This window comes from Luteolibacter sp. SL250, from assembly GCF_026625605.1.
GTDB lineage: Bacteria > Verrucomicrobiota > Verrucomicrobiia > Verrucomicrobiales > Akkermansiaceae > Luteolibacter.
Genome location: NZ_CP113054.1, coordinates 2555544 through 2577229, shown reverse-complemented (window position 1 = coordinate 2577229; position 21686 = coordinate 2555544). Strand labels below are relative to the sequence as shown.

At 62.4% G+C, this 21686-nt stretch carries 21 protein-coding genes; 12 read left to right on the top strand and 9 right to left on the bottom strand.

All coding sequences use genetic code 11. The annotated features are described in order from the left end of the window. Positions 1–6: 6 nt before the first annotated feature. Entirely contained in the window at positions 7–693 is a 687-nt protein-coding gene (locus OVA24_RS11330; protein WP_267669906.1) for a GNAT family N-acetyltransferase, read from the top strand. A gap of 9 nt (positions 694–702) precedes the next feature. Next, positions 703–1536 carry a DNA-methyltransferase gene (locus tag OVA24_RS11325; protein WP_267669905.1) on the top strand — a complete coding sequence of 278 codons (834 nt, stop codon included), beginning with the start codon at positions 703–705 and terminating at the stop codon, positions 1534–1536. A 7-nt stretch (positions 1537–1543) separates the two neighbouring features. Here the strand turns inward: OVA24_RS11325 and OVA24_RS11320 are convergent, their stop codons facing one another. Continuing rightward, a complete protein-coding gene (locus tag OVA24_RS11320) occupies positions 1544–1864 on the bottom strand; it encodes a hypothetical protein (RefSeq protein WP_267669904.1) in 321 nt (106 codons plus the stop codon). Between the two features lie 117 nt (positions 1865–1981). On the opposite strand from OVA24_RS11320, the gene dapA reads away from it, so the two are divergent. Then, a complete protein-coding gene (gene dapA, locus OVA24_RS11315; protein ID WP_267669903.1) occupies positions 1982–2863 on the top strand; it encodes a 4-hydroxy-tetrahydrodipicolinate synthase in 882 nt (293 codons plus the stop codon). Positions 2864–2908: 45 nt separating this feature from the next. Beyond that, the gene (locus tag OVA24_RS11310) at positions 2909–3982 is read left to right on the top strand and encodes a pyridoxal-phosphate-dependent aminotransferase family protein (RefSeq protein WP_267669902.1); all 1074 of its coding nucleotides are present in this window, start codon (positions 2909–2911) and stop codon (positions 3980–3982) included. Positions 3983–4058: 76 nt separating this feature from the next. Here the strand turns inward: OVA24_RS11310 and OVA24_RS11305 are convergent, their stop codons facing one another. Beyond that, on the bottom strand, positions 4059–5258 hold the full coding sequence (locus tag OVA24_RS11305) for a pectate lyase family protein (RefSeq protein WP_267669900.1): 1200 nt from the start codon (positions 5256–5258) through the stop codon (positions 4059–4061). A 123-nt stretch (positions 5259–5381) separates the two neighbouring features. Here OVA24_RS11305 and OVA24_RS11300 point away from each other — a divergent pair, with 123 nt between their 5' ends. Together OVA24_RS11300 and OVA24_RS11295 are read left to right on the top strand one after the other, a co-directional pair. After that, positions 5382–6707, top strand: a complete 1326-nt coding sequence (locus OVA24_RS11300) for a CCA tRNA nucleotidyltransferase (RefSeq protein ID WP_267669898.1) — start codon at positions 5382–5384, stop codon at positions 6705–6707. Positions 6708–6739: 32 nt separating this feature from the next. Beyond that, a complete protein-coding gene (locus OVA24_RS11295) occupies positions 6740–7846 on the top strand; it encodes an Lrp/AsnC family transcriptional regulator (protein ID WP_267669897.1) in 1107 nt (368 codons plus the stop codon). A gap of 79 nt (positions 7847–7925) precedes the next feature. Here the strand turns inward: OVA24_RS11295 and OVA24_RS11290 are convergent, their stop codons facing one another. The 3 genes from OVA24_RS11290 to tatC form a co-directional block, all read right to left on the bottom strand. Beyond that, a complete protein-coding gene (locus OVA24_RS11290) occupies positions 7926–9200 on the bottom strand; it encodes an ATP-dependent Clp protease proteolytic subunit (protein WP_267669896.1) in 1275 nt (424 codons plus the stop codon). 64 nt (positions 9201–9264) lie between these two features. Then, a complete protein-coding gene (locus tag OVA24_RS11285) occupies positions 9265–10101 on the bottom strand; it encodes a hypothetical protein (protein WP_267669895.1) in 837 nt (278 codons plus the stop codon). A gap of 30 nt (positions 10102–10131) precedes the next feature. Further along, the gene (gene tatC / locus OVA24_RS11280; RefSeq protein ID WP_267669894.1) at positions 10132–11529 is read right to left on the bottom strand and encodes a twin-arginine translocase subunit TatC; all 1398 of its coding nucleotides are present in this window, start codon (positions 11527–11529) and stop codon (positions 10132–10134) included. A gap of 176 nt (positions 11530–11705) precedes the next feature. Here tatC and OVA24_RS11275 point away from each other — a divergent pair, with 176 nt between their 5' ends. Further along, positions 11706–13022, top strand: a complete 1317-nt coding sequence (locus tag OVA24_RS11275; RefSeq protein WP_267669892.1) for an APC family permease — start codon at positions 11706–11708, stop codon at positions 13020–13022. 17 nt (positions 13023–13039) lie between these two features. Further along, a complete protein-coding gene (locus OVA24_RS11270) occupies positions 13040–14128 on the top strand; it encodes a hypothetical protein (RefSeq protein ID WP_267669891.1) in 1089 nt (362 codons plus the stop codon). Between the two features lie 13 nt (positions 14129–14141). Here OVA24_RS11270 and OVA24_RS11265 read toward each other — a convergent pair whose 3' ends face one another. From OVA24_RS11265 to OVA24_RS11250, 4 genes are all read right to left on the bottom strand, one after another. Beyond that, positions 14142–15677: an FAD-dependent oxidoreductase gene (locus OVA24_RS11265; protein ID WP_267669890.1), complete on the bottom strand. Its 1536-nt coding sequence runs from the start codon at positions 15675–15677 to the stop codon at positions 14142–14144. Between the two features lie 64 nt (positions 15678–15741). Beyond that, positions 15742–16041: a hypothetical protein gene (locus OVA24_RS11260; protein ID WP_267669889.1), complete on the bottom strand. Its 300-nt coding sequence runs from the start codon at positions 16039–16041 to the stop codon at positions 15742–15744. After that, a complete protein-coding gene (locus tag OVA24_RS11255) occupies positions 16038–17216 on the bottom strand; it encodes an MFS transporter (protein ID WP_324287855.1) in 1179 nt (392 codons plus the stop codon). The genes OVA24_RS11260 and OVA24_RS11255 overlap by 4 nt, the downstream gene beginning before the upstream one ends. Positions 17217–17538: 322 nt before the next feature. Beyond that, positions 17539–17850 (bottom strand): hypothetical protein, encoded by a 312-nt coding sequence (locus OVA24_RS11250; RefSeq protein ID WP_267669886.1) that lies wholly within the window; start codon positions 17848–17850, stop codon positions 17539–17541. 189 nt (positions 17851–18039) lie between these two features. Between OVA24_RS11250 and OVA24_RS11245 the strand changes: the two genes are divergently transcribed. From OVA24_RS11245 to OVA24_RS11230, 4 genes are read left to right on the top strand one after another with little or no spacing between them, the layout of a single operon-like run. Further along, a complete protein-coding gene (locus OVA24_RS11245; RefSeq protein ID WP_267669885.1) occupies positions 18040–19824 on the top strand; it encodes a tetratricopeptide repeat-containing protein in 1785 nt (594 codons plus the stop codon). A gap of 6 nt (positions 19825–19830) precedes the next feature. Continuing rightward, positions 19831–20385: a hypothetical protein gene (locus OVA24_RS11240; protein WP_267669884.1), complete on the top strand. Its 555-nt coding sequence runs from the start codon at positions 19831–19833 to the stop codon at positions 20383–20385. Continuing rightward, positions 20382–21200, top strand: coding sequence for a S8 family serine peptidase (locus OVA24_RS11235; protein WP_267669883.1), 819 nt, complete (start codon positions 20382–20384; stop codon positions 21198–21200). Before OVA24_RS11240 ends, OVA24_RS11235 begins: the two co-directional genes overlap by 4 nt. A 58-nt stretch (positions 21201–21258) precedes the next feature. Further along, on the top strand, positions 21259–21675 hold the full coding sequence (locus OVA24_RS11230; protein WP_267669882.1) for a DUF3828 domain-containing protein: 417 nt from the start codon (positions 21259–21261) through the stop codon (positions 21673–21675). Positions 21676–21686 lie beyond the last annotated feature (11 nt).

Below are 21686 nucleotides of genomic sequence, written 5' to 3'. Positions count from 1 at the left end.
TGCACGATGCCTGATATCCCCCACACTTTCCCGGCGCTCCAGCGCGGCATCCGCCGCCTGAGGCTGATCTTCGATACCTGGTATCCGTGGGATCTGAAAAAAGTCGGGGGAAAGGTGCGTGCGCTGAAATTCAGGCAACTGGAGATGGACGACATCGAATGGTGCCTGAAGCTGTATGCAAGGAACGAGCGTTGCGGAGTGCCGGAAAGCGGTCGTGGGCTCTATGAGGAATATCTGGAGTCGAGGGACCACCGCATCCTGATCGTGGAGGATTCCGGCGGCCGGGTGGGCACCTTCGGCATCCACATGGCGGATGAAACCACCGGCTACATCAGCTATCTGCTGGTGGATCCCGGTGCGCAGCGAACAGGAGTGGGGACCACCATGGTGCTGGCCGCCGCAGCGCTGCTGGGGGTGGATGATCGGGAGAAATATCTCATGCTCACCGCCTTTGACACCGCACTTCCTTTCTACCGCCGCCTGGCATTCGCGAGCATCCTGACGGAAAGGCATGAAGGCAGGCCGTTGCATCATCTCGCACACGGTCCCATGCCCCCTCTGCTGATCGCGGATTACATCGAAATGCTCCGCCGTTCCGGCGTGGATCCCGAGGAACTCCGGTTGCGCATCCCTTTCTCGAAAACCCCCACCCTTCCGGGAAGCTTGGACACGGAGGAGGAACTCCCCTACTGATTGCTCCCGATGAATCTGATCGGGGGGGATTGTCTGGAAGTCATGCCACGCCTGGCTGCGGGCAGCGTGGATCTCGTCGTCACCTCGCCCCCCTACAACCTCGGGATCGGCTACAACACGTTCAAGGACACCGCACCCAGGGATGAGTTCCTTGCCTGGTGCAGGGAGTGGGCGGCCGAGCTGCGTCGCGTGATGGCGGACGACGCCTCGTTTTTTCTCAATATCGGCGCGGCTCCGGCAAATCCCCTGCTGCCCCACCAGTTGATCCTTTCCCTGACCGAGGGAACCGAACCGCTGTTCGTCCTCCAGAACACGTTCCACTGGATCAAATCCATCACGGTGGCCACCCGGGCCGGAGAATCAATCAGCGCCGGGCATTTCAAGCCGATCAACTCGAAGCGCTTTGTGAATGACTGCCACGAGTATGTCTTCCACCTGACAAAAGGCGGCGATATCCCTCTCGACCGAAGGGGGGCGGGCGTCCCCTACCAGGACAAATCAAACATCGCCCGCTGGGGACACACCGGCGGCGAAGACCAGCGGTGCCGTGGCAACACCTGGTTCATTCCCTACGATACCATCAAATCCCGGGCGAAGGACCGCCCCCACCCCGCCACTTTTCCAATGGGGCTGGTGGAGCAATGCATCCGTCTCCATGGCAAGGGAGCCGCCACCCGGATGCTGGATCCATTCCTGGGCATCGGCACGAGCGCTCTTGCCGCCCATCGGCAGGGAATCGAAGCCTTCACCGGTATCGAACTGGATGCCGACTACCTCCAGTTTGCACATGAACGGCTGAATGGAGGAAGGGATTTCCTCTTTCCGCCAGCGAACAGTCCTTGAGGCAACCTCACATCAACGGAGCGGACTCCGCCGAGCCGAAGTGCTTGGTAAGCTGCACGCTGATGGCATCCTCCCCCAGCCCGTTGAGCGCATAAACGACGGTGTCACCCGCGTCGCTCTCGACATCCAGCTTCTGGTAGGTCTCATAGACTACGGCTTCATCCGGAATCGGATCGTCGTCCAAGGCACGGGCCACTGGATCTTGGAGGGCCGGCTGTCCGGACAGCGAAGGGAGCCGGATTTCCAACTGGCTGGAGTCCACCTCCAGGCGCTGCCCATCCGCGCTGCCACCGATGAAAAGGCATACTTCTTTCGGGGTTGCAGTCATCTGACACCCTAACACAGGTCTGCGGGAGCCGCAAACCTGTACAGGAACACAGAATTTCTCATTTTCCTCCGTTCCGGGTTTGCCCTTCGCAAAATGCCGTTCATCCTCCCGCCAGCCATGAGCTTTTCCGGCACCTACACCGCCCTGATCACCCCGTTCCGCGACGGCGGGATCGACGTCCCCGCTTTCCAAGCCCTCATTGAAAGACAGATCGCCGCGAAAGTCACCGGCATCGTCCCGGTCGGCACCACGGGTGAATCCCCCACCCTCGATACGGAGGAACACATCGAGGTGATCCGCCTCGCCGTGGAATTCGCCGCCGGCCGCTGCGAAGTCGTCGCCGGAACCGGTGCGAACGCCACCGCCGAAGCGATCGAGCTTACGGAAGCCGCCGAGAAGCTGGGCGCCACGGGCACGCTGCAGGTTTGCCCGTATTACAACAAGCCGTCCCAGGAAGGCCTCTACCAACATTTCCGCGCCATCGCCGAGTCCACCGAGCTGCCGATCATGCTCTACAGCGTGCCCGGCCGCTCCAGCATCGAGATCGCCCCGGAGACGGCGGCCCGCCTCGCCGCGGACTGCCCGACCGTCGTCGCCATAAAGGAGGCGGGTGGATCCGTTGACCGCGTGAACCAGCTCGTCCAGGCGCTGCCGGAGGGCTTCGGCATCCTCAGCGGGGATGATCCGCTCACCCTGCCCTTCTTCGCCGCCGGTGCGAACGGCCTCGTTTCCGTCGCCGCGAACCTCGTCCCCGAGGTGATCGTCAGCCTCGTGAACGCCTGCCTTGCGGGGAACTTCTCCGAAGCGCTCGCGCTGCAGAAGAAGTATTACCCGCTGATGCGCGGCCTGATGTCCATCGACGTCAACCCGGTGCCGATCAAGTCCGCCGTCGCCCTGCAGGGCCACTGCTCGGACGAGTTCCGCCTGCCCCTCGTCGGACTCAACTCCTCCGGCACGGAGCAGCTCACCGCGCTCCTCAAGTCCTACAATCTCCTCTGATCAGTCTTCTTCCTGAAAACTGAAAACTCCAAAACTTTCCATACCATGCCAACGCCCAAACTCTTCAGTCCAGGCCCCATCGACGTCTCGAAGGAAACCTTCGAGGCGATGTCCCACACCATGATCGGCCACCGCGGCTCCGATTTCGAGGCGCTTTACGCCTCCCTCCAGCCCGGTCTCCAGGAGATCTTCGGAACGAAGCGCCCTGTCTTTCTTTCCACCTCGTCCGCCTGGGGTGTGATGGAAGGCGCCCTGCGCAATCTGGCCCGCAAGAAGGTGCTCTGCCTCTGCTGCGGCGCGTTCTCCGACAAGTGGCTGGATGTCGCGAAAAAGTGCGGCTATGAAGCGGATTCCGTCCAGGTCGGCTGGGGTGAAACCTTCGACCCGGAAGCCGTCCGCGCCAAGCTGGCGGAAGGTGGCTTCGACACCGTCACCTTCATCCACTCGGAGACCTCCACCGGCGTCCTCAACGATCTGCCTGCCATCGCCAAGGTGGTGAAGTCCTTTCCGGACACCATGCTCATCGTGGACACCGTTTCCTCCCTCTCCACCGTGGATGTGGATATGGATGCGAATGGCGTGGATGTGATGCTCGCGGGCGTCCAGAAGGCTCTGGCGCTGCCTCCGGGACTCGCCGTATTCGCCGTTTCCGAAGCGGCCATGGAACGCGCCAAGGGCACCCCGAACCGGGGCTACTACTTCGACTTCGTCGAGTTCGCGAAGAACGCCGCGGTGAACAACACGCCGTCCACCCCGGCCATCTCCGTCCTCTACGGCCTGCAATATATCCTCGGTGAAATCGCCAAAGAAAGCTTCGCCGCCCGCAAGGCACGCCATGCCAAAACGAACGCGATGATCCACGCGTGGGGTGCGAAGCACGGCTTCGAGCACTTCGCGCCGGAGGGCTACCGCTCCACCGCCCTCACCTGCTTCAAGACGCCGGAAGGCTTCGACCAGTCCGGGTTCATCAAGAACCTGAAGACGAAGCACAACTTCCTCATCAACGGCGGCTACGGCAAGGTCAAGGGTCTCACCTTCCGCATCTCCAACATGGGCAACGAAACCGAAGCGACGATGCAGGAACTCATCGACGCGATGGATGACGTGCTGGGCGGTTGATCTGTCCCGGATCCGCCCTCAAACGAAAGATTCCAAGCGCTCCGGGAAACCGGAGCGCTTTTTTCTTTGGGGGATCTCAATACCCGCCGACCTCGCTCTCGCTGTTGATGATCTTTCCAGTCCCAGCGCGCGCTTCGGCGACCAGGCGCTTGTCCGTGGCGTCACGATCCCATGGCCTCGCCCCGGCGTTCTCCAGCACCCATTCGGCGGCTTCGGAAGCTGGCTTTGCCATGAGTCCTTCCGGCCACTTTGGTGCCTTGCCGAGCAGCGTGATCTTCTGTTCCTCCGCTGTGGAAGGCTTTCCTCCCAAGCCGGTGATCTCCAGCTTCGGCGGTTGGGACACGCCTTGTTTATCAAAGACGAGATTGTCGGAAAACCAATGATCACCGGGACCGCGCAGCCGGGCGAAGGAGCTGCGGCGGGTATCCTGCCCCTGGCGCAGCACATTCCCGGTCACCGAAACCGCCCCCCTCTCCCACGCCTGGCCCTCCCATTCCTTTTCGGAAAGGGAGTAGGTGAAGGCATACAGGCCCGGGTTGTGGATCAGGTTGTTCACCACCGCACCCCGCGCACCACCTTTGAACAACGGGTTGCGGTCGTTGTTGCTGATGTAGAGGTTCCCATACACGAGGACGTCGCTCACGTTGTCGTGGATCAACGACCCCATGGAGTGGACGCCTTTCTTGTGGGTGGAGTCCTTCAGTCCCTCACCGATGATGCAGTGGCTGAAAGTGATGCGGTGCGAGGTGTTTTCCCGCCACTCATCCGGACCCGCCCCCTCATGACGCGGACCGGAGGCGGAGAGATTCTCATCGGTGGCCCAGGTGATCGAGCAATGGTCCACGATGACATCCGCCGTGGCATTGGTGGTGATGGCATCCGCCTCCCAACCACTCTTCTTCGGCTTACCATTCTCACCGGGACGCACACGGAGGTGGCGGACGATCACGTCATCCGCGGAGATCGAAAGCCCGCCCTTGATCAGGGTGATGCCGGGTGATGGAGCGGTTTCACCCGCGATGGTCACCTTCGGGTTGGAGATCTTCAGTTTTCTTCCAGCCAGATCGATCACACCGCCGACCTTGAACACGATGGTCCGCGCTCCCTTCGCCCCAAGAGCCTCTGAAAGCGAACCCTTTCCAGTGGGGTTGAGCGTGGTCACTTCGATTACCTGTCCCCCGTCTCCTCCTTTGGTGGCAGTCCATCCCGGTGGCCTCTGCCACTCGCCGGCTGATACCCAGGCAGTTGTCAGAAAGCCGAACGTGATCCATTTCATGGCGTGGTTACGTTCCGCCGGAGCATGGGTTTTCATCCGCTGGAGTTCCTGGAACGCCGCATGCCGTTGGGCAATCCGCGCTTCACTCTTGATCATCCAGTCCGGGGGCAGGAAAGTGGGCTGATGTCCGCACGGGAATCCGCCCTCCACCTGGCCAGCCGCCTCCGCGAAGCTGGTCACACCGCCCTTTTCGCCGGTGGGTGCGTGCGCGACCGTCTGCTTGGCAGGGAACCGAAGGACTACGACATCGCCACCTCGGCGACTCCGGGGGAGGTCCTGCGTCTTTTCCCCGGTTCCAATGAAGTGGGGGCCCATTTTGGCGTCGTGATCGCGAAACATGGCGGACACCATGTGGAAATCGCCACGTTCCGGACGGATGGCTGCTACAAGGATGGCCGTCGCCCGGAAACCGTGGAATTCTCCACTCCTGAGAAGGACGCGGAACGGAGGGACTTCACCATCAACGGTTTGTTCGAGGATCCCGAAACCGGCGAAATCATCGACCATGTGGGTGGGATGGCGGATCTTCAGGCCCGTTGTCTGCGGGCCATCGGCGATCCCTCCGCGCGCTTTTCCGAGGACGCGCTGCGCTTGCTGCGGGCGGTCCGCTTCTCCACCTCACTGGAATTTCCCATCGAGGAAAAGACGCACGAAGCCATCCGCGCGCACGCCGGGCTGCTGGCAAAGATCTCCCCGGAGCGCATCCGGGACGAGTTTTCCCGGATCATCACCTGCCCGCACCGCCGGCAAGGCATCGAGCTGCTGGTGGAGAGCCGGTTGATGGAGCATATCGTCCCGGAAGTGTACGCACTCATCGGGTGCGACCAGCCGCCGGAATGGCATCCGGAGGGGGACGTCTACGTCCACACCCTCATCATGCTGGACATGCTGGGAGCGGACGCACCGCTGGAGCTGTGTCTGGCCGTCCTGCTGCACGATATCGCCAAACCGCCTACCCGGACGGTTGATGAGGATACCGGCCGCATCCGCTTCAACGGCCATGACGCACTGGGTGCTGAAATGGCCGCGGATATTCTCACCCGCTTGAAATACCCGAACGCGGTGATCGATGCTGTCGTGCCGATGGTGGCGAGACACATGCAGTTCATGCACGTCCAGAAAATGAGGGTGGCCAAGCTGAAGAAGTTCATGGCCGAGCCGACTTTCCCGATGGAAATGGAGCTGCACCGTGTCGATTGCGGATCTTCCAACGGATTCACGGATAACTACGACTTCCTTCTGGAAAAGGAGACGGAGTTTTCCGCGCAGCCGCTGATACCCCCCCGCCTGGTGACCGGCCAGGACCTCATCGCCCGCGGGATGAAGCCCGGCCCTCAATTCCGCGAAGTGCTGGAGTTCATCCAGACCGAGCAACTCGAGGGACGAATCCTTGATCGTGAAAGTGCCCTGAACCATCTGGATGGACTGCCGCGCGAAACTTCCGTCTGATTTTCCCGTATCCCCTACCAACCCATTTTCCCATGCATACCATTCCCACCGAACACTCCGATCCCGTGAACGCGAAGATCCTCGCCATTTCAGAGGATCTCATCGCGGGTTTCCACCGCCATCCTTTCCATGTCATCGCGGAGAAATCCGGAGTCGATCTGCCGACGGTCATCGAACGCATCCGCGCCATGCTGGAGGCGGGCGTGATCCGGCGGGTGCGCCAGACGCTGCTTTCCACCAAACTGGCCCACGGTGCCCTCGTCGCCTGGAAAGTGCCGGAGGAAAAACTGAATGCCGCCTTTGACTTCATGTCGAAGGAGGATCCCTTCTCCGGCCACGTGGTCATCCGTTCGACGGACACGGAGGTTTCCGGATCCGGCTACCGCCTGTGGACGACGCTCAAGGTGCCGGTGGGCGAGTCCCTGGAGTTCCATGCGGATGCCCTCAAGCGCCTGACCGGTGCCACCGAGTATCTGCTGATGCCGGCGAACGGCGTCTTCGCCCTGGGTGTGGGACACGTCCGCCGCAGAAGCCTGGAACCCGGCGACAAGGCGGAGGAACCTGCCGTGATGATGACCACCGTCCCGGTGGAACTCACTCCGGAGGAGTGGAACGTGCTGCTTTGCCTCAAGGAGGAACTCACTCCTGATGAAGTCGTCTATGATCCGTGGATCGGCCGGGCTGAGAAAGCCGGTGTCTCCATCGAACGGTTCTGCGAGGTGGCCGAAACGCTGAATGCGAAGAAGGTCATCGGCCGGTTCTCCACTTTCCTGGAGCACGTAAAACCATCCTCCACCGGTGAGCGGGTCACCCGCTTCAATGGACTGTTCCACTGGGCGGTGCCGAAGGGCCGCGAGATCGAAGCCGGGGCCGAGGTCGGCCGCCACTTCTGCATGACCCACTGCTACTGGCGGGAGGGTGGACCGCAATTCGGCGACGTGAACATCATGGGCGTGGTGCATGGCACCGAAAAGCCGCGCGTGCTGGAGCACAAGGCCGCGATCGACCGCCACCTTGAGTCCATCGGCATCCCCGTTTCCTACACCAACGTCTTCTGGGGAGGACGCTCCGAGATCAAGCCATCCGAGATCTCCCCGCAGGTCTTCGCCGACTGGCACCGGAAACACTCCGCGGAGTAACCGCTGCATTCATCTCCCAACGCAAAAGGGGCACCATCGCGGTGCCCCTTTCTGTTTTTGGGAAAGAAGGATACGCGGCTCACCTCACGCGGTAGTAGCCGTCGGGGTTGTAGAGGAAATAGACATCCTTGGGATTGAGGCGCGGCAGGAACATGCAGGGCTTGCCATCGGCATCCAGGGTTTCCTCGAAGGCCGCCGGGGTGGCCGCGGGTTTCGGTTTCTCCTGCGCATCCGGATCCTTGTTCAGCGAAGTCTCCTCGATGCCGGTGAGGATGTTGTTCACCCACTTCAACTCCTTCGCCTTGTCCCCGAACTCGCTCCAGTCGCCGCCGGAGGACTTCTCATACATGGCCTTGATGAACTCATCCGTGGAGATGCCCATCTTCGCCGCGACCGGGCTGGCCAGGCGTTCCCACCAGCGCTGGCTGTCCTGGTAGAACTCCTTCTGCTGGGTGAGATTCAGCCTCGCGAACATGAGTTGCGAGGCGATCTGGTGGTGGAGGATCAGGGAGTTCGGGTAGCAGTAGGATTCCTCCGCCAGCGTGGTGATGCAGGCGGCCATGGAGGCGGCGAATGATTTCACCACCACGTGGATGGGGGCCTCGCTGGCCTCCATCGACTTCAGGATGCGGTAGCCGGCCATGACCGAACCACCGGGGCAGTCATCGATGACGATGAAGATCGGCAGCTTCTTGTCCTTGTTGTTCCAGTAGTCGATCCGGCTGGTGATGTAGTCCGCGGTGGCCGGAACGATCATCCCGTTGAGAGGGATGCGCCGGTCGGAGATGACGAGCACGCCGTCGTCGCGCAGCGGCTTCTCCAGATACACCGGCTTCGCATCGGCGAACTTCGCCCGCTTCTCGGTGGTCTCGAAGAGCGAGATGTCGTTCTGGAGTTTGGTCAGCTCCAGCATGGCCTCGGTCTGGAGGGCCTTGAGATCGTTGGTGAGTTTGTCCGCCCGGAGCTTGGCGATCTCGCCTTCCTTGGCGAGCTTCTCCTTGTCCGCCTCTCCCTTGAGTTCGGCCTCGGCCTTTTTGGCTGCGTCCAGCGCGAGCCGCTCGGTGATGAGCTCGCGCTCCATCTTCAGTCGGGTGATCTCCGCACGCAGAGTGTTGGTCTCAGCGGTCAGCCGCTCCGCCTCCAGCTTGTTTTTCGTCGAAAGGGCCTCCGTTTCGGAAGATGGGCTGGGCGCCGGTTTCGGTGCGGCGGGAGCTGGTGGTGCCGTCGCAGGGGCGGTTGGAACCGCGGGAGTCGAGGCGGCTCCCGGGGTGGAAGGACCGGCGGATGCTTCCTTCGAATGACCGAAGGCGGCTAGGGAGAGGCCGATGAGGACGCAGGTGGCGGGCAGTTTCATGGCAGGAAAGGGTGCTACAGGAAAACGGTGGACCAGGCCCGAATTTTTCCCGGAACCTCCGAAATCAAACGATTTCCCGCTTCTTCCGCAAGCCGAGAAACAGCATGCAGGCGACAAACAGGAGGAACAGGGACGCTCCGATCGCCAGGAATTTCACCAACCGGCTGGAGGCGGCATCCACCTGTTTGTCCGTGATGGTGGTGGAAATCACCTCCCCGGCCTTGCGGCGCAGCACGAGATTTCCGTCCGCAAGTTCCACACCGGTGAGCTTCTTCATCGTCGGGCCCAGAACCGGGTCCGTCTTGTATCGCTCGGTCACCCGGTAGGGGGACATGCGCTCGATGAACTCCTTCACCACCGTCTTTCCCGGCACCTGGATATCCGAGATCTGGAGCACCAGCTCCCCCTCGAACAGCTCCGGACGGGCGATGATGGTTCCATTCAGGTAGCGATGGTCCGTCGTCACCCCACCGGATTCCCCTTCCTTCGCCAGCCGTGGCATCCCGTTGAGCGGAAACGATGCGGCGATGCGGAGATCCTTCTCCCCGATCTCCAGGATCCGGAATGTGCCACGGAAATCCTTCAGCGAATCATAAACCGCCACCGAGGTGTTCAGATCATCCGCGGAAAGTGAGAGGGTGGTGTCCTTTTCGTCCGCCAGATCCTGTCGGAAAACCTCCAACCGTTCAGCAAGACGGTTGAGGTCAGTTTCCCGGTCTTCGATGGAGGTCACCTCCACCGGCACGGGCTTTTCATCGGTGAACTTGGCGATTTCCTTGTACTGCCGGAAAAACGTGACGATGGAGATGACGATGAGGAAGACCATCATCACAACCACACAGATGAAGATCGCGCAGCCGGCGAAGGGCGAGCGGGCGGTGGCTTTGGCCGGTTCGGTCATGGAAGTCGCTGGATGGGGATGTGGAACGGATCAGTCCTGGTTGCGGCGGCGTTCCTCCTCCTCGGGGATGCTGTCCGGCGGACCCGCAGCGGGATCGACGGGTTCGTCGGTGATGTCGGTGTCCTCCTTGAGCTCGTCGATCTTCGGAGGCTCGGCGGTGTCCGGTGTCTCGTCGTGATACTGGCTGTGGTAGTCGTGGTAGGGATCGTGGTCCGGGGTTTCCTCCGCCTTCCAGCCGTCGTCACCGTGGTCCGCGTGTTCCTCGTTGTGGGCGGTGCGGATGTCCTCGTGCTCCTCGTAGTCGCGGAGCAGGCGTTCCATGCGCTCCTTCGCCTCAGCTTCTTCGGCCTTCTTCTCCTTCCGCTCCAGCATCCACGCCAGGAGGATGCAGATCTCATAGAGGACATACATCGGCAGCGCCATGAGCGAGAGCGTGATGATGTCCGGCGTGGGCGTGAGGACCGCGGCCAGCACCATGATGCCGACGATGGCGTAACTGCGGGTCTTCTTCATGGTGCCGTAGCTGAGAAGGCCCAGCTTCACGATGACCATGACCACGACCGGCAGCTCGAACGCGACCCCGAACAACAGGGTGAAGGTGGTGGCGAAGGAAATGTATTCACCGATCCGCCATTCGTTCGCGACACCCAGCGAGAGGCTGTACTGGTAGAAGAACTCCAGCGCCTTCTGAAGCACCACGAAGTAGGCGAAGCAGACACCGCCTAGGAACAACCCGAACGCGACCGCCAGCGCGGGCCACAGCACCTTTTTCTCATTCTGGTGCAGGCCGGGCAGGATGAACTGGAGGATGAAGGTCAGCAACAGCGGGAACGCCACGATGATACCGGCGAAGAACGCCAGCTTCATGGACAGCATGAAGGATTCCGTCGGCTTCAGGGTGGACATCATCCGTAGGTCCCCGCGCACGGACACCTCCGGCTGGAGCTTCCGCTCGATGAGGAATTTCACCTGTTCCCGCACCTTCACCTCCGGTGTGACTTCGTTGAGGAAGGCGTCCCTCTTGTCCTTGGGAAGGGTCAGTGCGGCCCGCTGGAGGGCGGCGATGCGGGCATGCCTTTCCAGATCCGGGTCCTTGAGATGACGCAGGAAAACCTCGCGTTCCGCTGGGGGCAGGCTGCCCGCAGCATGCTCCGCCGCCTTCGCCGCTTCCCAGCGATCCGGGGAGATGGGGATCGGGGGTCCGGCAAGCTGTTCCTTCGCCGTATCCTCCAGCACCTTGTAGATCGGCCGCTGGAGAACCTCCATGAGCTGCTTCTGGAACATGAAGCAGACGACCATCGAGATGATGAGCGTGATGGCGATCCGGAACACCGTGACCCGCAGGTCCTCGAGGTGGTCGAGGAACGGCTTTTCATTGTCCGGATTCACGTGATCCCGGAGTTGGAAGACCTTTTTGAGCAAAAACATGCCTGTGGGCCGGGATTCAACGCGCGGGGGACGGGGTCCGCAAGTCTCTAGAGGTGCTTTTGTTTCATGCAAGATCCGGCGGATTTCCACGTAGCCGCGCGATTCCCGCTGAATCCGCCGCCCGATGGGCTTCGGAAGCTTGCCCGGGGCGGGCGCGGTGCCTAAAATGCGATGGAATGAACGAACCTGCCCAGCGCCGCATCCGGACCGTCCCTGCGGCAGCATTGGTGGTGGCCAGCATGGTGGGCACCGGTGTCTTCACCAGTCTGGGCTACCAGGTGGGTCCCATCCCGTCCGGCCCCGCGCTCATGCTGGTCTGGGCCCTGGGCGGACTGCTGGCGCTGTGCGGTGCCCTCTGCTACGCGGAACTGGGTGGCGCCCTGCCCCGCTCCGGTGGGGAGTATCATTTCATCTCCACCCTCTATCACCCCTCGATGGGCTGGGCGGCGGGATTGATCTCCGCGGTGATCGGTTTCGCCGCGCCCACGGCGCTGGCCGCCATCCCGCTGGGGAACTACGCCCACAGCGCGGTCGATTGGCTCCCGGCGAAGGCGGTCTCCATCACCGCGCTGGTGGCGGTGACAGCGGGGCACCTGATCACCCTGAAGTCGAGCGCCTGGCTCCAGACGGTCTCCACAATCCTCAAGCTGTCGCTCATCGTCGGCTTCGTCATCGCCTCGTTCGTACTGCCCGGAAAGGGAGATGTCCGGTGGGAACCGAAGCTCACCGAAGACCTGGCCATCATCCTCCAGCCCGCGTATGCCATCGCCCTGCTTTTCGTCTTCTACGCCTACTCCGGCTGGAATGCGGCGATCTACATCCTGGATGAGATCGACGACGTGCGCCGTACCCTCACCCGGGCGCTGCTGCTGGGCACGGTTCTGGTCACCATCCTCTATCTGCTGCTGAACATGGCCTTCCTGAGGGCGGCCCCCCTTTCCTCCCTGCAGGGTGTGAACGAAGTGGGCTTCGTCGCCGCGGGGTCCCTTTTCGGCGAAGGCGCGGCACGCTGGTTCAGCGGACTGCTGTCGCTGGGCCTGGTTGCCACGGTGAGCGCGCTGATCTGGGCGGGACCGCGGGTGCTGAATGTCATGGGCAAGGATTTCCCGGCCATCGGCCTGCTGGGGCGGCGCAACCAACAGGGCATCCCGGTGGCGGCCACCCTTTTCCAGTTCCTGCTGGCCCTGGTCTTCGTCTGCGTGGGGGACTTCGAACGGTTGCTCACCTACACCCAGTTCGGCCTGACGCTGTGTTCCTTCCTCACCGTGGCCGGTGTTTTCATCCTGCGCGCCACCAGAAAGCCGGTGCCGGGGGCCTTCCGCTGCCCGTGGTTCCCCCTGCCGCCGATTGTCTTCCTGGCGATGACGGGTTTCGTGATGGTGCGTTCCTTCATCGCGGCCCCCGTCCCCACCCTCGCAGGGCTTGGAACCATTCTGTTAGCATGGCTGTTGTATTTTCCCCTGAAGCGGACGAAGTTGCCTTCAAGCCAGTAAATCGATCCATCCCACCTATGAAACGCTCCCACGCCCTGCTCCTGCTCGCCTGCGCCTTCATTGCCGGTTGCGCCTCAAAACCGAAGACGAGCAAAGTCCAGTATCTGGAAGATCCGCCGCCGGAGTTCAGGGAAGTGGGCGGCGAGGCCAGCGCCAATGACATCGCCCTGTTCCTGGCGGGCAAGCCGGTGAAGCGCGGAGCGGTCCTCTCCCGGCTCCAACTCACCACCAACTACCTGGAGCACCAGCGCGAGATGCGGGCCGTCTGGAGGCAACTGGCCAGCCGCCGGATCGCGGCGATGAACACCTGGTCCGGACAGAACCTCCCCTCACCGGCAGTCGTTCACTACCCGTTCGGCGGACCTGACCTGCTCCATGTGCGCGGCATGTTCCCGGATACGCCCAACTATGTCCTGCTCGGCCTCGAAGGCGTGGGCGAAGTTCCGCCACTGGAACACCTGCCGGCGGAGGAAGTGCTGGGAGCCTTGCCAGCCTACCGTGAAGCGACGAAAACCCAGCTCCGCGTGGGCTACTTCATCACGAAGGACATGCGGTCCGACCTGGAGCGCAGCGCGCTGCGCGGTGTGACGCCCATCCTGCTGGGAACCATCGCCCTTTCAAACGGCACGGTCACGGGCGTGTCCTCCGTTTCCGCAGGCGGAAAGCCGGGGGTTGAGATCACATTCAACGACTCCCGCGGCAGCGGCCACCGCGCGACCTACGTCTCCGGCGACCTTTCCAACAGCGGCTTCAACGGCAGCTACCAGTCCTGGGTCGCTTCACAAGGCAGAGGCGTGACCTACTTCAAGGCGGCGTCCTACCTGACGCATGACGACCGCTTCTCGAAGGTGCGGAATTTCTACCTCGCGAACTCCAACGCCATCCTGCAGGACGACTCTGGCATTCCCTTCCGCTATTTCGACCAGGGCCAGTGGAACATCCGTTACTTCGGCAACTATGAAGCCCCCATCGAGCTGTTCGCGAAGCATGCGCAAGCGGACCTGCGCGCCGCCTATGCCGCCAATCCTTCGACGTCCATCCCGTTCGGTTCCGGCTACCACTACAACGCTTGGAACGCCAACCTGATCCTGGCGACGAAGCGCTGAGCGACGTTGCCCATCACGGGTCGATGTTCTTCGCCGGTTCGTGGAACCCTTTCGCGCTGATGATCTGCTTCTGCTCCACCAGCTTCGCCTGGAGTTGCTGAACCGGTAGATCATTCAGCGGGGTTCCGGAGCCGATGCTCATGGAAGCGGCCACGCCGGAAGCATGGCCGAGCATCATGTAAACCGGCTCCATCCTCAGGGTGGAGAGGGCGATGTGGGAGGCGGAGACGCAGACCGGCACCAGGAGGTTCACGGCCTCCGACTTCTTCGGCAGCAGGACACGGTAAGGGATTTCGTAGGGTTTCACGAAGATCCCGCCCTTCATGCTTCCTTCCGGTACGATTCCGCCATCCTTGCCGACCACATACTGGACGTCGTGGACATCCAGCCGGTAGCTGCCGAGCGCGACGGAGTCCGGCTTGAACCGTGACGCCTCATCCTGGACGTCCTTCTGTGTCATCACGTAGTCGCCCACCAGACGGCGGGCTTCCCGGACGTAGATGTGGTGGGGGAAGTTCCCGTTGTCCGCGAACTCATCCTTCGCATGGCCCCACCGGGACATCTCCTCCCTGATCGCGGCGGGCACGGATGCATCGGTCAGCAGGAACCAGAGGTATCCCTCGCTGTATTCGCGGTGCTCGCGGGAGATGACGGCGCGTTCCTCGCGGCTGGCCTCGGGGAATGCCCATGATCCGCCGATCCATTCGCCGGTCCGGGAGTCCGTCTTGCGGTTCGGCAGCAGGTTCAGCGGAAGCAGCGCGGAAAGAGAGGCGGGCGGCTTGCGCTCGATGCGGGCGACATCCGGCGCGTAGCTGGCCCGGTGGTAGTTCGCGGGCCGGGTGATGGGAACGCGGTTCTCCGGCACATCCGTCAGGCAGACGCGGAAGGTGTAGCGCTGCGTCTTGCCATCCGCCTCCCCCACTCTTTCCGGCGGATAGCGGAGACCCGCGAGCGGTTCGTCATACTCCGCGCTCGCCTCCCTCCCCACACGGTATGAGCAACCCGCCCACTTGATGAGATCGCCTTCATAACTGGCGTCGATGAAGACAGCGGCGGAGATGCGACGCTTGCCCTCCGTCGTGACGGAAAGGATGCGGCAGCCTTCTTTCTCCAGCGAAACCACGGGGTCCTCCCGGAGCACCTTCAACGGTGTTTCCGCCAGCCAGTCTTCGAAGATCTTCTCCGCCACATGCGGCTCGAAGCGGAGGCCCTTGCGGCACAGTTTCACCTGTTCCGAATCCTCTCCATACTTGCCCAGATAGTAGCGGTGGATGCGGTCGTGGAACTCCCTGCCCAATCCTGCGAACGTCTTCTCATCCCCAGCGTTGGACATTGCCAGGCCGCTGGTCCGCATCGCCCCGAGGTGCTTGTCCTCCGTGATCAGGATGACGCTGCGGCCCTCCTTCGCGGCGGCAATGGCCGCGACGATGCCACCCGGTGTGGAGTCATAGACGAGGATGTCCGCCTTCAGGGAGGTCTCCTGCGCATGGCAGAACGCCGGAGCCAGCAGAAGAAGCGCGAGGAAGGTGCGGAGCCGGCGGGTTTTCATGAACGGTCGGATACGCGGCATGCCCAGCATCCCTTCCGACGAAACATCAGACGTTCGTGGACCGTCAGGCACCCGGCCACGGTGGGTGCCACTTGATGGCCGAAGGATCGACCTGCGTGAGCAGCTCGCGGGCTTCCGGCAGGGACAGGCCCCATTTCTCCAACCGCACCTTCACCTGCTCGTCGGTGGTCAGGTTCCGGATGTTCGGGGCAGGCACACTTTCCTCATCCCATGTCGGATTGGATAGGATATCGCCGGGGTGGATGGCGTCCACATCGTCCGCGGTGAAGACGACGTAACCGGTCGCACTGGGCAGCCCGATGAAGCGGCCTTGGTCGGCCTTCGCGCAAACGACGAGCTTCATGCTCCGGCCGGAGGGGTGGTGGATTTCCGGCGGTCGATGGCCAGCGGGAGGAGCACCACCAGACCGGCGATGAAGAAACCCGCGTTCACGAAAATGGCAATCCGCTCACCGAAGAAGGTGGCCGCCATGCCGAAGACCGGAGGCCCGATGACGGCCGCCAGCTTTGTGAAGAAGCCCCAGTAGCCGAAGTATTCCCCGCTCTTCCCTTCCGGGGTGAACGTGGCCACCACCGCCCGCCCGGCGGATTGGAGGGAACCCATGGCGACACCTGCCAGCGCGCCGATGATGTAGAACTCGACTTTCGTCCGGCATAGTGCCGCCCATACGCACACTGCGATCCACAGACAGAGGGATATCACCAGTGAGTATTTCGGCCCCTTCCGGTCCTGCAAGAAACCAAAACCATATGCTCCCGCCGCACCTGCGAGTTGCAGCACGACAAACAGGCCGATGATCTCATTTTTTTTCATTCCCACCACCTCGGCCGCATAGATGGAGGCAAAAGCAATCACGGCCGATAGCCCCGTAGTGAACAGGGTGAGAGCGATGAAAAATTTGCCCAATGCCCCGCCACTTCTCAACCGACGCAGGGACTCCGCGTTCTCCCGCCAACTAGCAGTCCATAGATTCCTGCCGGGCGGCAGGGATTGTGGAATAGCGCGCTCCTTCAGCAGTATCAGCGTGGGGAGAGCAGCAGCCATGAAAAAGACCCCAGTCATGATGAAAGTCCATGGAGTTCGCCCTTCTCCACTCTGGTAGATTACAAGCGCGAGGACAAGACTTATGAGTCCCCCGAAATACCCGAAACTCCATCCGTAGCCGGATATCTTACCGGCCGTTTCTGGCGTGCTGATTTCAGGCAGAAAGCCGGAGCAAATGTTCTCGCTCATCGAGAATGCGATGTAAGCAATCGCCACCAACGTAACCGCAAGTACCACCTCACCGCTGCCAACGAAGAACAAGGCGCAGGTTGCGACCGAACAAACCACGGTCGTAATCATGAGAAAGCTTTTCTTGCAGGCCTTCAGGTCCGCGATGGCGCCGATAAGAGGAGCGAAGAGGATCACCACGCACTGGGATAGGCTCAGAGTCCATCCCCACACCGCATTCGACCAAGGAGCTTTGTTCGCCACCTCTTCCTTGAAGTAAACCGAATAGATCACCGTGATGATCACGGTGACAAACGCGGAGTTGGCGAAATCAAAGCAACACCACCCGAAAATCTCCTTCTTCTTCACCGGTTCGTTCCGGACGGCAGGCTCATTCATCTGCCGCCATTAGAACCGGTTCTGGGACGGATGCAAGCGGGGCGAAGGGTGGAATGGGCAGCCCCCGACTGGGACCGCGGAATTCATTCCGCTTGGTTTCGCTGGCTGCTGGGAGCGCCGGTCTTCAGACCGGCATTGGCTTTGCCGGCATGTTGCTTTGGGGCGGAATGAATTCCGCGGTCCCAGTCCGGAGCAACGGTGCGGCCGCCGTCTACCGGCTTCCAATCCCTCACGCCGCCACATCCAGAGGACGGCGGGCGTTCACCAGCTCCTCCGCGATGATGTCGATGGCTTCCGGCATCTGCATGGGCATGATTCGCCCGTTGATTTCAATGCGATGGCTTCCCGGAATGGAACGCACCTTCCGCAGGATCCACATCGCGAACGCGGTCCCGCTGATGACACGGAGATTCACCTTCAGCGCCAGCCTCGAACCCGGGACGCATTCCGCGGGCAACCGGACTCCGAGGGGGGCGGGTTCGCCCCGGACAAGACTGGCAGCCAGATTGGAACGGTCGGTGAGGATGATGACGTCACGCATGGTGGGATCGGTTTGGTTTTGAGCGGGTTACTCCAGCAATGCGGATGCCAATGGACAAACCCGCACCACGGCACTGATTTTCATAAAACCTTTGCTGACAACATGATGCGGAATGCAAACATCAACCCGCATTTTGCAAATCCCGGGACTTGTGGAGGCCGGGAGTTTCCCGTTAGAAATCAAGGAGCCGTGCCGAGTTCCCCTCCTCCATCCAGAACGGCACGCGCCAGTTGGCTCGCCGGAAGGCAGCCGTATCTGGACGATCCAGCCGGTGCGGTGGCGCTGTTGAAACAAGCGAACGGCTCCGGGGATCACCTGCTGGCCATCGGCATCGCGGAGGCGGTGCTTGCCACCCAGCCAGCGGAGCGCGCCGGGATCGTGCAACAGATGGCCCGTGCGCTGGCGGTGCTGGGATCATTGGATGCGGCCCGCGGCCATCTGGACAAACTCGCGGCGGAAGAAGGCGCATCCGCCGAAACATCCGGCCTTCTGGGGCGGGTGGAGAAAGATCTGGCGGCAGGTTCCACAACACCCGAAGGACGTGCACAACACCTGCAGGCGGCGCTTGCGAACTATGCCAGCGGGTTCTCCTCCGCATCAGCCGCCGGGGACTCCGCCGGGGCCGCCTATTGCGGGATCAACGCCGCGGCGATCTCCGTGTTGCTCGACGATCCGGCGACCGCGAAGGAAATCGCGGAGCGGACTCTCATCCATGCGGGAGAGGGAGCGGACTACTATTCCCTCGCCACCCGGGCCGAGGCCCATCTGATCCTGGGGAATGAAAGCGAAGCGCGGAACCAGTATGAGGAAGCCGCCCGCCTCGCCTGCGCGGAAAAACGTCTGGCCGACCTGGCCTCCACCCGCAGGCAGTGCCGTGAACTATGCCTGAAGCTGCATGGCCGCAGGGATCATCTGGATGTATGCTTCCCCTCCGGTGGAATCGCCATCTTCTCCGGCCAACCGGACCTGGAGCCAACAGAGGAAGAAGCCATCTCCGTCCGTGGGATGCTCTCAGGCTGGCTGGCCGAGCGGCGGATCCGCGAAGTGTTCGGCAGCCTGAAGTCCCGCTGGGACATCATCCTGTTGGAAGCGGCCCGCGATGCGGGATTGGATCTGCATATCTCGATGGGTGTCGCCCCCGCTGGGGAGGATCCGGCCCGGTTGCACGTCCTGCTCAACCAAGCCTCTTCCCTGATGGAGCCACCTTCGGAAGGCGAGGATGATCCAGGCTTCATCGACCGGATGATGACCGCCCGCGCCGCGCTGCGGGCGGACCACTTGGGCTTCACGTTGGAGGCACTGGCGGTGGGCGCGGATTTTTCAGCCACCGCCCTGCCCTTCTGGCAGCGGAAAAACCTCCACGTCTCCGCCCGCCGTCCGGCCGCCCCGGAAGAGGATGCCGTGCCGGACAAGGAGGCTCCTGCGGATGCGGTGCCCTTTCCCCGGGCACTTGCGAAGGCAAAGGATAAGTCGGAGGTACTGGCGCTGCTCCATTTCCACTTCGCGGACTATACGAACTTCGGCCAGGGAGGCCCGGTCGTGTTCCAGAAAGCGGTGCTCGGTCCCATCGCCGCACGACTGGCCATCGCGGCGCATCCTCCCCTGGCAAGGCAGGGATTCGGCGCGGACTATCTTTTCCTGTTCGATGATCTCCATGCCGCCGCCGTGGTGTGCTTCGACCTGCTACAGGCCCTCGGGGAGTCCGGCACCCTCGGCAGACCCTCCGTCTGTCTCCACGCGGGGCCGCTCGTGCAGTTGGTCAATCCGGTGCTGAACTTCCATTCCCACGAAGGCACCTCCATCCTCCGTGCCGCCGCCGTCGCAGCCGCCATGCCCGCAGGAACGGTGGCTGCGACGGAAAGTTTCACCGCCCTCTCCTCCCTGGAGGCCATCCGGGGCTTCCGCTTCGAGCATTCCGGGGAGATATTGCTCGGCAACTCATCCGAACGGATCTTCCGCGTGCAACCCGCCTGACCCGCCATGAACCGACTCGTCATCGTCCCTGATCCGGCGCTGGAGGCGGCGGGCGCCCTGCTCACAACGAAACTCTCCGTCATGATCGCGGAGATCAGCGCGGACCATCTCCCGCAGTTCCTTGGCACCCACGCACTGCGCTGCCTGGCCTGGGCGTCGGCTGAAGCCCCCGGGGCGGAACTCATCCTCTGGGGAATGGGTGGCACCGGCCACGTGGTGGGATGGAGTTCCAGCGGAGATTCTGCACGCGCCCAGGCTGACGGCGGGGAAGGCCTCGTCGCCCGTGTGGCCGCAAGCCAGCGCTCCGCGACCGAAGGCGCGTATGATCTGCAGGCGGCGGAATGGACCAACCTCGAACGTCTGCGTGGTGTCACCATTTCCGCCATGGCGGCCAGCCCGGTCATCGTTTTCGGCACGACGGCCGCCGTCCTGAGCCGGGTGTTCTACGGAAAGGATGAACCTGTGCCATCCCCCGCCGCACCGGCTGACACGGCATCCTTGCTGGGCCGGTTGATCGAGGACCGCCTCATCCGCTCCACCCTGGGCATGGAATCCTCATGAACCACCGCTCCAACTGGCTGAGTCCCGAGGACGCCCGCGACGCCATCACCAACGGCCGCGGCGCGGGCATCAGGATCGCGGTGATCGATTCCGGGATCGAACTCACCCACCCCGCCATGGCCGGGCTTCGGCTCATCGATGACCTCGCCTTCGAACTGACCACGGAAGGCATCGTCAAGCGTTCCCCGGCCTGGGGCGTCGATCTCTTCGGCCATGGCACCGCCGTCGCCCATGTCATCCGCAGGATTGCCCCGGAAGCGCAGATCGGCAGTTTCCGGGTTCTGGACCAGCGGCTGGGAAGCAAGTTCCAGATCATCCGTGAGGCCGCCGCGCTGGCCGTGGATCTGGGCTACCACATCATCAACTGCAGCTTCGGCAGCCGCGCGGACATCACCCGCATCGAACATTTCAAACCATGGATCGACACGGCTTACCGCCGCGGCGTGCATGTGGTGAGCGCCTGTGACAACGACGACTTCCGCAGCGCGGAGTGGCCCGGGCATTTTCCCAGCGTCATCACGGTGAACATGGCGAAGACCGAGAGCGACGATCTGTTTTTCCGCTGGGACCAGCCGCATGGTCCCTTCGCCTCCCATCTGGTGGAGTTCGCCGCACGCGGGGTGGATCTGGAACTGCCATGGAAAAATGGCCGCTGGTCGAAGAAGACCGGCAGCAGCTTCGCCGCGCCCCACGCCGCCGGTCTGCTGGCACGCCTGCTTTCCATGCAACCGGGGCTGAAGCCACCGGTGGCAAAGGCGCTGCTCCAGGAAATCGCCACGCCGTGGAATCCCTCCATGCGGGGACCGAATTCCTGAGATCGTCCACAGCGCCGGATTGACCCATCCATCTGTTTCCGCTCTTCTGTCCGGAAGCATGAAACCGTTCTCCATCCTGCTGTGCCTCATCCTCACCCTGTTCGCGGAACTCCCCAGTTCCGCCGCCGGTGTGGATGACGGCCCCGGCATCGTGACCGAGAAATTCTACGCCGGATATGTCGCGGAGGTGGACGCCAACCGCGACACCAAGGTGTGGGTGGCCAAGTCGAAGCTGGTGACGGACAAATTCAGGAAAGCCTATGCAAAGATCATGAACTCGGAGGAGGTGGATGCTGATCCGGTGCTCAACGCCCAGGACATCCCCTCCGCACCGTTCAAGACCGAAACGGCGATCATCAAGGAGGACACCGCCACCGTGGTGGTGGCCTCCTCTTTCGGCGGCGACAAGCACCGGTTGAAGCTGAAACTGGTGAAGGTGAACGGCGTCTGGTTGCTGGATGGCCTGCCCGAGTGATCCCACCAACG